Raw genomic sequence first — 12,158 nt, forward strand, 5'->3', positions numbered from 1 at the left:
AAGTGTATTGACAAAACAAAATGGGGAATCCGGCAACTAATGCCGACTGCAACATATAGGTTCAACAAAACAATAGCGACTGCAACTATTAGCTTCATAGTGACAGTCGCTATTGTTATATATAAAGGTTTAATACCTGTAGTTTATCAAATGCTTACACAGATAGTGCTTTTGTCGGGAATAGAGGTTATCCGAAGTCGTAAAACAGGGTAACTGCATCAAAAATCATTTCGTTGGGGAAGTTAAAAAAAGCAAGCCGGACATGAGAGACATGTCCGGCCGCTTAAAGGGTTATAACCTATTTGATTATTTCCAGTTCTCGTTTTGAACCAAAACACCATTCATCAACTGGATCTGTTTTTGAGGAATGGGTAAGGTTGCCCATTTCGGGTTATAATATTTATTTAGGTATTTACCCAAGTACTTGGATTCGTAGGAGAGAAAGTTATTCAGCTCGTCTGCGGCAATACCCCAACGTACCAAATCAAACCAACGATGACCTTCCAATGCCATTTCGATTTTACGTTCCCAACGCAAAGCTTTGGTAGCCGATTCCTTGGTCGCGAACTGTGAAGGCGGGTACAGACCGATACGATAGTTTGCCGCCGCATTCGTGCCTTGTGTTCCACTGATCTTATTGTCAAATACATAAGAAGACGGAATCTCTACCATTGCCTCATCCGCTGCGTGAACATAAGCCTTAGCCGCACGTTCACGGATTTGATTGATATATTGACCGGCTTCTTGCGGTTTGCCTGTCTCTATCAATGTCTCAGCATACCATAACAATACGTCCGCATAACGAATTAAGTGGAAATTCTTAGCTGATGACGCACTTTGCGTCGATACGGACAAACTTCCTTGATCTGCTTTCCGAGGAATATTCTTCTTGTGCAAATACGGTCCACCGTTAGAAAGCTCGCGAATCCAACCGGAGATGGTCGTAGGAATAGACCAATCCCAATAAGGCACGTTGAAACGACCTACGGTAAAGTCCAAACGAGGGTCGGTATATACCGTTAGATCCGTATGAGGTACGGACGCGTCATCTATCGTAGTCAGAGGTGCTGCGTTTTGATAAGCGTTATTCATCTCCGGCAAACCGGCCTCATTTACGATATGAGAGTTAACCAACTCATAAGAAGGTTGATAGAATCCCCAACCTCCTGTACCTAAGGCTCCTTGGAAACCAACATGGGGAGCGCCGTTGATGGCGTTCGTGTTCACCTGTGTACCTGCAATAGCCATTTGGATGTCGAAAACGGATTCTCCCGTCCAATCAGATTCACCGGCGAGATACAATTTCTCATAGTTCTCCGCTAACTGATATTTCGTACCGTTATTGTCTTTGCCATTTGCCATAATATCTTCAAGAATGGCTTTCGCCTCGGCCCAATGATTGCTCGTCCCGTTCGTCCCGTTGTAGGGTGAAGATTGATAGATTCTCAACTTCGCGAGGAAAGCGGCGGCAGCCCATTTGTTCGCACGCCCCTTATCTACAGACCATGTGTCGGGCAGATTGTCGTAAGCGTATTGGAAATCCTCAGCGATCTTATCCCAGATATAGATGTAATTCCCGCTCTCATCTACGTTGGAAACCTGGGGATTTACGCTTTCGGCCAAATCCTGGTCTGTAATGTAGGGAACAGCCGCGCCGAAGATCCTGACTGCCTCAAAATGCCAGAAACCGCGGAAGAAACGAGCCTGGGCGATTGTCTCGGTCAAGAAGTCCTTGCTTTCGCCTGCGATAGTAGATAAAGCATTTGCTTCCTCTCCTTTATTCGCTACGTTTATCACGTTATTTGCCATGAAAACACCGTTATAGCAACTTCTCCATTTGTTATTTAAATAACTGTTGTCTGTCGCGAACGTATAAGTTTCCAAACTGGTGAAATCCGGTTGGTCTGTGAAGTTGGATCCCTTATTGGCACTTCCGCCCATGATATCACCATAGACATAGTTACTAAGACTTTGCCAATAGTCATTACCTGTGTAATCATGCAATGTGGCATACATACCCGTCATTAGCTGGGTAACACCGGCTTGTGTCAAGAAGTCAGGTTCGCTCACCTTTCCTGCCGGTTGCACATTCAGGAAGTCTGAGCAAGAAGTCATACCTCCCATTGCCGCAGCGGCGATCGCCGCATATATAAATAGTTTCTTCATCATGTTTATATTTAATTGTTTTCAATCATCATTCTACTTAGAATGCCACGTTCACACCAAGGATGAACTGACGCGGCATACCGTATGAGCCAAAGTCTGTACCCATGTTTCGGTCGTTAGAACCGCCGGAACCGTTATCTGTACGAACTTGTGGATCCAGTCCGGAATATCCGGTGATGGTAAATACGTTTGCGACTTGTCCGTAGATACGGATCTTCTCCATCTTGATCTTGTTGAGGATCTTCCTAGGAAGCGTATAACCCAAAGTCAACGTTTGCATACGTAGGAACGAACCATCCTCGATATAACCCGAGTTGGATTGGTTAGCCGCTAAGTCTCCTTCACCTCCCACGGTAGCCCACATCTGGTAGATTCCGTCCGGATTTTTCTCCGGATGCCAAGAGTTGTCGCGGCGATCCTTTGAGTAAGCGGATTGTAAAGCTCCATAGTGGGTATAATACTTATACATGGCGAAGAGGTCATTACCGATGGAGAAGTATAAATAAGTACTCAAATCGAAGTTCCTCCAACCTAAACTCAGGTTCAGTCCTCCTGTCAAATCCGGATGCGGGTTACCAATGAATGTGCGGTCATCCGCGTTGATCTTGCCATCGTTGTTTATGTCTTTCACCTTGTACTTTCCTACGAAATCACTGGCGATCAATTTCTCAGGGTCGCTTACCGTGAAAGGTAATACAGCCTGCCCATTGTCGTTCTTGTAGTTGCGGACCTCATCCTCGCTCTTGTAGATGCCGTCCAACTGATAACCGTGGAACATACCTACCGCATGACCTTTCATCAATACGTTCATGTTGGAGATACGAGTACCCGTGAAGATACCTGCGTCTGTACCGATCTCGGTAAGTTTGTTTTTGTAGTGGGAGAGATTCAGGCCGATTGAATAGTTGAAATCTCCTACCTTGTCTCTCCAATTCATGTTCAAATCAATACCTCTATTCTCCATATCTCCGATATTGATCTTGGGCTTGGTGGCGTTACCGGCCAAGGCTGACCAGTTCGCATCAATCAACATACCGGAAGTCTTCTTCAGATACCAATCAAAGTTGATGCTCAAGCGTTGATCCAATGTAGTTAAGTCGAATCCTGTATTCAACATCTTGGAAGTCTCCCATTTAGCATCGGCATCTCCAAGGTTGGTTACGCCGAATCCTTGAGCTACGTCTGTATCGGAACCTGATATGCTGTATAAGTACTTGTTCGCCGTACCGTATTGGAATGCCCAGTTATAGGGATCGATGTTAGAGTTACCCGTCGTACCGTAACCGGCGCGAATCTTCAAGTCGTCTATCCAGGAACGAGTTTTCTCCATGAATTTCTCATCAGATATACGCCAACCTAAAGAAATAGAAGGGAACGTTCCCCAACGGTTTTTCTCGGAGAAGCGAGAGGATGCGTCTCGACGGACGGTAACGGTAGCCAAGTACTTGCCTTGATAAGCATAATCGGCACGGCCGAAGATACCGAACATCGTAGTCACATTATTTATATTTCCACCATTCCCCATATTGTTGGTAGAACCATTGGCGATTGTCCAGAAGTTTGGATTATCCTCGAATACGTAATCGATACGGTTCGCCTGGATCCAGCGGCCTAAACCTTCACGAAGAGCCTCGGTACCAAGTACGACCCCGATTTTGTGATCTTCGTTAATCGTCTTGTTGTAAGTGATCGTATTCGTCCATTGGTATCCCAGACGATAGTTTGCCTGCTCGTAAAAACTGTTATTGGAAGAACCCTCCTTATTCGTCATGATCGTGCGTTTGTTCATCCAATAGTCCCAGCTTCCCATCAATGTGGCACTAAATTGTGTACGGATCTTCAAGTCTTCCCCAAGGTCTTCCAGCGGTTTGATCTCACCATAGATCATGGATTGCGCACGCAAGAAGCGGCGACGGTTGTCCTTTTCGTCGTCTACGGTCTGAACGGCTGTATTCGCACGTCCTCCCTCAGAGTTCTGCGAGCCGGAATAGTCTCCGCCAATCGTATAGATAGGTACCCAAGGTTGGATGGAGAAGGTCTTACCGAAGGTGTTATCATCGCCTTGACGACCCCGCTCACCGGAGTTCTCGATGATCGCGATATTGGTGTTCTGCCCGATAGAGAAATACTTGTTGGGCATGAAGTTTGTATTGACACGTAAGGAATAACGGCGGAACCATGATTCTTTAATTGTTCCCTCGCGGTTCATATAACCCAATCCCATGGCGTAGGTCGCTTTGTCTCCACCGCCGGTCACGGATACTTGGTGATCTTGTACTTTTCCGGTTTGCACAACCTCATCGTACCAATCCGTACCCTTTTTAGCCTCTGCCTCGGAATAACCGTCTTCCAGCATTTGATAATAAGCGGAACGAGACCATGTGCTTTTTCCATTGTCTTTATAAGATGCCAGCCATGCGTCGAGTGAACCGAATTGCTCAATGACCTGCTCTTTCGACAAGCCGTTTGGCTTAATAGCGTAAGGCATCGTCAGATGTCCTGAACCGTCAGGGCCGATCGAACCGAATTGAGAATGTGAGTAAAGCGTATTCCGGTATTTGAGTGCGTTTCGCTGTCCTTCCTCTTGGAATTCCATGGCTTCCCATCCGTCCAATAGGCCATAACCATCGTTCGCCATCTTGGCCACGCCGAAATAACCGTTGTAAGATACCTGTACCTTATCGCTTTTCTTTCCTTGCTTAGTCGTGATGATGATAACGCCATTCGCTCCTTTCGCTCCATAGATAGCGGAGGCGGCGGCATCCTTCAAGACCTGCATGGACTCGATATCGTTCGGGTTCACAGCATCGATATCTACGCCTTGCACGCCATCCACGATGATCAGCGGGTCGGAACCGTTCACGGAGCCTACACCACGGATACGGATCGTTGTCTCGCCCAACGGACCACCACCGGCCTGTACGAATACACCGGCAGCCTTACCTTGCAGGGCCTCGGCGAAGTTAGATACCGGAGTCTCTTTCAAATCGTCCGTAGCGACCACGGCTACAGATCCCGTAATGTCTTTCTTCGCCTGGGTGCTATAACCCGTTACGACTACCTCGTCCAAGGCTTGAGAATCTTCTACTAAAGTGATTTTGATAGCGGTTTGGTTACCTCTTAGCGCCACCTGCTGGGTCACGTATCCGATGTAAGACACCACCAAGACCGCGTTTGCGGGCACATTCTCGATTACGGCGCGACCGTCCATGTCCGAGATGTTTCCGATCGTAGTCCCTTTTACGACTACGTTAGCTCCAAGGATAGGGCCTGATTTGTCTACGATCGTACAGGTTACTTGACGTCCGTTTTGCTGTACGCTCAAGATTCCTGTACTAGATGTTGGATACAAATGATCCGCCTCCGTAGCTAAAGCCGTTCCGGCTCCGTACAGAAGAAAAGAAGCTCCTAAAAGGAAAGGCTTCCATGATACAACATTGCTCATACAAATTAGAATTTAAGGTATTATAAATTAAATAACACTAATTGCTTTCTCTCTCTAAATTCGTGCGCCAAAGAAGCAACTCGCTTCAAAGCTCAAGCCGCCGCTCAAATCTTGCGTTCCCAAAGATCTGTGTTTTTTTTGATACGTGCAACTTTTTTAATTAATTTTTTTTTTTGCGTGTCCCCTTCAATAATGGTAGACAGCCCCTGATCTCTTCGTAGATTGAAGGCATGGGAATCAAAACGAGACATATGGAGGCAAAGGGGTTGCCGGTTCCCAATCGCCCATCCGCTCCTCCAAGTATTGGAGGACTTCCTCGTCAGAATCGAAGAAGTGATACGCTGCGATACGTATGTTCTTATTGGGTGCCAACCCTTCTCGGAGTTCATATTCGGCTTTGGGAAAGATCCGTTGGTCATCTGCGATCTCGTCTGGATAGGTTACGGTGGCTACTATTTTTTTACCTCCATCGGTCTTGAGAAAGAGCTTGCCTCCTGCCGTCTCGTATGGGAATGGGTGGCTGGAAAAGGAGGAAACTTCTCCGTCCTCATGGATCTGATAGTTGCGTCCTACGAGCAAAAGGATCTTTCCCAGCTTTTTTTCCTCTTTATAGGCCTCCCATTTACGCCACCGGATGTCGCTTCCTTCAGTGTCGCTTGGCTCGTACAATTTACCGTCCTTGAACCACATAGTGAAGGGCGCTCCCACGTCATATGTCCTTCCGGGATAAGGATTTTGTTTTGTTCCGTCTTTTTTCGTGAACGTGCAGGTGGAGACCGATTCAAAATAACGGTCTTCCAAGGATGCGCATAATTCATCCCCGCCCAATATGTCGTCGTTCTCACAGGCGCAGAGGATAAGAAGCAGGAGTGATAATACGGTTGATGTTTTCATTTTGTAGACTAATTTTAATGAATTAAGATTTTATCGAAGCATTTCACGGTCAAAAAATCGGATGAAATCCAACCGTCGGTGCAAAATAATTTGCCAACGGTTTGGTGCATATCGGTAATTTACTTACCATGGCGATTGCAGAACCAAAAAAGCATTACCGAATACGATAACAAAAATAGCAATAAAAATCAGACTGTCACATCTTTTGGAGGAATTTAGTAATGTTAAAAAATAAGTTGCCGAGAATATCGTGTCGACCACTTCAACGACACGGTTTTTTGTCCACGAAATCGAGCGAAAAACAGCTTTTTGCGATCATGAAGATCACGTAACAGCCCATTTTTCGCGCTCTTGGCAAGCGAAGGCGAACAGCCGCTTCAGGAAGACTGAAGCCATTAAAGGACAAGAAGATAGGCCGGAAACAACGCCGCCTTCCCGGAAAAGCTCAGGGCGCAAAGGGCGCAAAAACAAGGCCTCCGCTAAAAATATATACATATATAAATATTTATCTTACTGTATAAGTACGATGTAAATTTATATATATATAAAAGTTTTTATAAAGGCCGTAAAGATGCGCCCTTTGCGCCCTGACCTCCCCGTCTTTTCCCATTGAGACCCGACCGGAAAACCATTGAGATACGGCGCTAAGTCAATGGAACGCATGACGGATTCCAGTGACTTGGCTACCCGATTCCAGACAGATGTCGCCCGGCTCTCACGGATGGCTGTTGGCGCTGCCAGAGACAAGAGGACATTAACGACCGGATTGAGCGGTCGCTATCATCGTATAACAGTGTTGCTAAACATAAGTTTTCGGGGAAATGAACGAAAATGATCGCGATTCGTAAAATTTTCTTGAAATTGTATTGTAACTTGTGTTAAACCCCTTATATTTGCTACTCGGAAAAAGGAAAAATCATTATTAATCCTAAATACAAAATCATGGAGAAGCCTTATGTAGTGGGTATCGATATAGGTGGTACCAACACTGTTTTCGGTGTAGTCGACGCAAGAGGAACAATCTTGTACAGTGGATCAATCAAGACGGGTAAATATGCCGATGTCAATGACTATGTGGCGGAATTGGCCAAAGGGCTGAAATCCGTTATCGATCAGGCCGGAGGCACGGATAAGATCAAAGGGGTGGGCGTTGGCGCCCCGAACGGGAACTTTTTCAACGGTTGCATTGAATTCGCCCCGAACCTGCCTTGGAAGGGCAAGATTCCTTTGGCTCAATTGATCAGCGAGCAGATCGATGGTATTCCTGTCGCTTTGACAAACGACGCCAATGCTGCCGCTATCGGCGAGATGACTTATGGAGCTGCTCGCGGCATGAAAGATTTTATCGTGATCACTTTGGGTACCGGCGTGGGTAGCGGTATCGTGGTCGGTGGTAACTTGGTGTACGGGCATGACGGTTTCGCCGGCGAGTTGGGGCATGTGATCATGCGTCGTAACAACGGCCGTCAGTGCGGTTGCGGCCGCCAGGGATGTCTGGAGGCTTATGCTTCGGCTACCGGAGTGGCTCGCACGGCTCGCGAATATCTGGCGATCCGTAAGGACGAGAGCGTTCTTCGCGATCTGGACCCGGATGAAATCACCTCAAAAGACGTATACGACGCGGCTATGAAGAATGATAAGATCGCTCTTGAGATCTTCGAGGCTACAGGTACGATGTTGGGTGAGGCTTTCGCTGATTTCGTGGCGTTCTCCAGCCCGGAGGCTATTATCTTGTTTGGTGGCCTTACGAAAGCGGGCGATTTGATCATGAACCCGATCAAGCGTTCGATGGAGAAGAATATGCTGAAAGTATTCGCCGGTAAGACGAAATTGTTATTCTCTCAATTGAAAGAGAGCGACGCTGCCGTGTTGGGAGCGAGTGCGTTGGGCTGGGAAGTGAGAGACCAAAGCGCCGGTTTGGAAGTCTGAGCCTTATGTTTCGCGTGCAACGTTGAAAATAGCAGAGAGATAGGGCAAGCCGCATCCGGATAGGTGCGGCTTGCCGACTTTAACGGAATTAGTGTCGCAAGGTGGTATGAGACATCCGCTTTATCAATTTCAGTTTTGCCCGGTCTGTGGGGCAAAAGCTTTCGCGGAACATAACGAGAAGGCGAAAGAATGTATGGCGTGCGGTTTTGTTTATTATTTCAACCCGTCGTCGGCTGTCGCTTGTTTCATAAAGAATGCCAAGGGGGAGCTGTTGTTGGTTCGCCGGGGGAAAGAGCCGGCTAAAGGCACGTTGGATCTGCCCGGCGGCTTTGTCGACAGGTTCGAGTCGGGAGAGGAGGCCGCCTGCCGGGAAGTCAGGGAGGAAACGGGGTTGTCTATTCGGAATTGCCGTTATCTGTTTTCCCTGCCCAATCTGTATAGGTATTCCGGCTTTGAGGTGCATACGCTGGACCTGTTTTATGAGTGCTTGGTAGATGACTTCAATAACGTGCGCGCGGAGGATGATGCCGCCGAGATCGTGATCCTTCGCCCGGAGGAGGTGAATCCGGAAGCGTTCGGCCTGGGCTCTGTCCGGAAGGCGGTGCCGGCCTATCTTGGAAAATATTGATGGAACTTGCCTTTTGTTTGGCGCATATTGCTTATATTTGCGAATTAGAATGAACGGGCACTGAAGCAAGTGCTTGTATTAAAAGGCAAATGAGTGATGAAAAGAATACTTATTCCGCTGTGTCTGGTAGTAGGCAGTCTCGCGGCAAGCGGGCAGAGATCGTATCAATTTGACGCGCCGGACCGTTTGTTTATCGAAGGCAAGGAGTTGTTTGGCTTGAAGAATTATTCGGGTTGTATCGATAAGTTGGAGGCGTATAAACAGCGTTCCGCGGATGCCGACTTGATTCAAGAGGCCGATTATATGTTGGCCTGCTCGGCTTATGAGCAAGGCCGTCCCCATGCCGTTGAGTTGTTGAAGGCGTATTTGGATGTGTACCCGGCCTCCCGTCACGCGGACGAGGTGAATTTCTTGATCGGTTCCGCCCATTTCGGACAGGGTGCGTATCTGAAAGCTATCTTCTGGTTGAACGAGTCGGACATCGATATGCTAAGTCCGGAACAACAGGAAGCCTATTGCTTCCGTCTGGCTTATTCCTTGTTGCAAACCGGGGATATGGAGAGGGCCCGCGGCTATTTCGCGCGGATCGGGCAGATCGGGACGAAGTATCGGGAGGCGTCTACCTATTACGTCGCTTATATCGATTACGCGACCGGTAAATACGACAATGCCTTGGTGGAATTTACCCGCTTGAAGGACTTGCCCGATTACAAGGAGCGGTCGTTGTACTATATCGCGCAGATTTATTTTATCCAGAATAAGTACGGGAAGGTGATCAGCGAAGGCAAGGAATTGCTCGCTTCTTATCCGGATAGCGAGGACAATGGCGAGATTTACCGTATCATGGGTAATGCCAGCTATCATCTGGGGGATGAGGATCAGGCGATTCAGATGCTGAGCAAATATGTCTCCTCCGCGAGTGATCCGCTGAGGGGCGACCTGTATATCCTGGGGGTATGTTATTACAACAAGGGCCTCTATAGCAGCGCCGCGAACGCGCTGGGACGGACCGTGCGCGAGAACGATGCCCTTTCGCAGAACGCGTATCTGTATCTGGGACAAAGTTACCTGAAATCGAAAGACAAGAATAACGCCCGTATGTCCTTCGAGGCCGCCGCCACTTCTTCTTTCGACAAGCAGGTGAAAGAGGCGGCCATGTATAATTACGCTTTATTGATCCACGAGACCGCTTTCGCCGGCTTTGGTGAGTCGGTGACAATCTTCGAGGACTTCCTGAACGATTTCCCGAATTCCAAATATGCCGATAAGGTAAACGATTATCTGGTGGAGGTTTACCTGACTACCAAGAATTATCAGGCGGCCCTGAACTCGATCGATAAGATCAAGCGACCGAGCGCGAAGATCTTGGAGGCGAAGCAAGATATCTTATTCCAGTTGGGGACACAGGCGTTCACGAATATGGAGTTGGACCGGGCGGTTGATCGGTTCAGCCGCGCGATCTCATTGGGCGCCTATAATCCGGAATCTCGTAACGGCGCTTATTTCTGGCGCGGGGAATCTTATTATCGCCAAGGAGAATATGACAAGGCGATCTCTGATTATCGCACGTATTTGAATAACACCCGCCAACGCGATACGGATATGTATGCCTTGGCTCATTATAACGTGGGTTACAGCTACTTCAAGCTGAAATCGTATGGCGAGGCGTTGAACCACTTCCGCCAATACGTGAATCTGGAGAGCGATCAGCAGACCCCGGCCTACGCGGACGCTTACAATCGCATCGGCGACTGTCTATTCCACGACCGTCAGTTCGCTATGGCGGAAGAGAATTATACGCGCGCGGCGCAATTGCAGCCGTCCGCCGGAGATTATTCGGTGTACCAGAAGGGCTTTCTGCTGGGATTACAGAAAGATTATAAGGAAAAGATCCGTGTGATGGATCGCTTGATCCGCGAGTTCCCGGAATCACAATATGTGGACGATGCCCTGTTCGAGAAAGGGCGCTCTTACGTGCTATTGGATAACAATCAGGCGGCCGCGGCAAGTTTTGAGCAACTGACGCGCGACTTCCCGCGAAGCAGTCTGGCCCGTAAGGCCGGTGTACAGCTTGGCTTGATTTACTTCAACGACAATCAGCCGGAGAAGGCCGTCGAGGCTTATAAGCGCGTGATTGGTAACTATCCGGGTAGCGAGGAGGCAAAAGTGGCCTTGCAAGACTTGAAGTCCGTATATATCGAGCTGAACGATATCAACGCGTTTGCCGCCTACGCGAATACATTGGGCGGGAATGTGCGTTTCGAGGTGAGTGAGCAAGACTCCTTGACCTATCTGGCGGCCGAGAAGTTGTTTATGCGAGGCGATAATGAGGGCGCTCGTCGTAGCTTGACGAATTATCTGCGAACATTCCCGCAGGGAGCGTTCGGCCCGAACGCTAATTTCTACCTGGCGAGTATCGCTTTTGCCCAGAAAGAACAGGAGGAGGCGAAACGCCTGTTCTCGCTCGTATTGGAAAGCGGTGACACGAAATTCAGGGAAGAATCTTGGGCGCGTAAGGCTGAGATCGAGTATTTGGAGAAGGATTACGCCGCCGCCATGGAAAGTTTCAAACAGCTGCAGGCGGTAGCGGAGAACCCGGAGAATAGGGAGGCCGCTAAATTGGGCCTGATGCGTTGCGCCGAGTTGACCGGCCAGCCGCAAGAGGCGCTGCTTGCCGCCAACGATTTGCTGAAGGAACCGAAGCTCTCTCCCGAGATCGTGTCCGAGGCCCGTTACGTCCGTGCGAAGGCCTATATCCGCTTGAAGCAGGAGAACAAGGCGTTGGCCGACTTGAAAGCGATCAGTAAGGATACCCGTACGGCACACGGGGCGGAGGCTAAATACCTATTGGCTCAATTGTATTATGATAACAAGGAGGATAAGAATGCCGAGACGGTCTTGATGGATTTCATCGAGAACGGTACGCCTCACTCCTATTGGTTGGCACGGGGCTTTGTCTTGCTGGCCGATATTTATATCCGCCAAGGTGATGATTTCCAAGCGCGTCAATATCTGACCAGTTTGCGAAACAACTACAAGGGCGATGATGAGATCGCCGCGATGATCGAAGACAGATTGGGTAAACTAAAGAAATAA

General features: G+C 48.4%; 7 protein-coding genes. 4 read left to right on the plus strand and 3 right to left on the minus strand.

The features are described from left to right. Positions 1 to 213 (plus strand): hypothetical protein (locus G7Y39_RS13525; RefSeq protein ID WP_206225159.1); only part of this gene is annotated, 213 nt, incomplete at its 5' end. 93 nt (positions 214 to 306) lie between these two features. Here the strand turns inward: G7Y39_RS13525 and G7Y39_RS09870 are convergent. The 3 genes from G7Y39_RS09870 to G7Y39_RS09880 all read right to left on the minus strand — a co-directional run bounded on the left by G7Y39_RS09870 (position 307) and on the right by G7Y39_RS09880 (position 6,505). Next, the gene (locus G7Y39_RS09870; RefSeq protein ID WP_165157342.1) at positions 307 to 2,166 is read right to left on the minus strand and encodes a RagB/SusD family nutrient uptake outer membrane protein; all 1,860 of its coding nucleotides are present in this window, start codon (positions 2,164 to 2,166) and stop codon (positions 307 to 309) included. A gap of 37 nt (positions 2,167 to 2,203) precedes the next feature. Continuing rightward, entirely contained in the window at positions 2,204 to 5,611 is a 3,408-nt protein-coding gene (locus G7Y39_RS09875) for a TonB-dependent receptor (RefSeq protein WP_165157317.1), read from the minus strand. Between the two features lie 237 nt (positions 5,612 to 5,848). Continuing rightward, a complete protein-coding gene (locus G7Y39_RS09880) occupies positions 5,849 to 6,505 on the minus strand; it encodes a hypothetical protein (RefSeq protein ID WP_165157318.1) in 657 nt (218 codons plus the stop codon). Positions 6,506 to 7,447: 942 nt separating this feature from the next. On the opposite strand from G7Y39_RS09880, the gene G7Y39_RS09885 reads away from it, so the two are divergent. The 3 genes from G7Y39_RS09885 to G7Y39_RS09895 all read left to right on the plus strand — a co-directional run bounded on the left by G7Y39_RS09885 (position 7,448) and on the right by G7Y39_RS09895 (position 12,158). After that, positions 7,448 to 8,434 carry an ROK family protein gene (locus tag G7Y39_RS09885; RefSeq protein ID WP_165157319.1) on the plus strand — a complete coding sequence of 329 codons (987 nt, stop codon included), beginning with the start codon at positions 7,448 to 7,450 and terminating at the stop codon, positions 8,432 to 8,434. A gap of 106 nt (positions 8,435 to 8,540) precedes the next feature. Next, positions 8,541 to 9,062 (plus strand): NUDIX domain-containing protein, encoded by a 522-nt coding sequence (locus G7Y39_RS09890; RefSeq protein ID WP_165157320.1) that lies wholly within the window; start codon positions 8,541 to 8,543, stop codon positions 9,060 to 9,062. A gap of 96 nt (positions 9,063 to 9,158) precedes the next feature. Then, entirely contained in the window at positions 9,159 to 12,158 is a 3,000-nt protein-coding gene (locus tag G7Y39_RS09895; protein WP_165157321.1) for a tetratricopeptide repeat protein, read from the plus strand.

This window comes from Parabacteroides sp. ZJ-118 (genome assembly GCF_011038785.1).
In the GTDB taxonomy this organism is placed as follows: Bacteria; Bacteroidota; Bacteroidia; order Bacteroidales; family Tannerellaceae; genus Parabacteroides.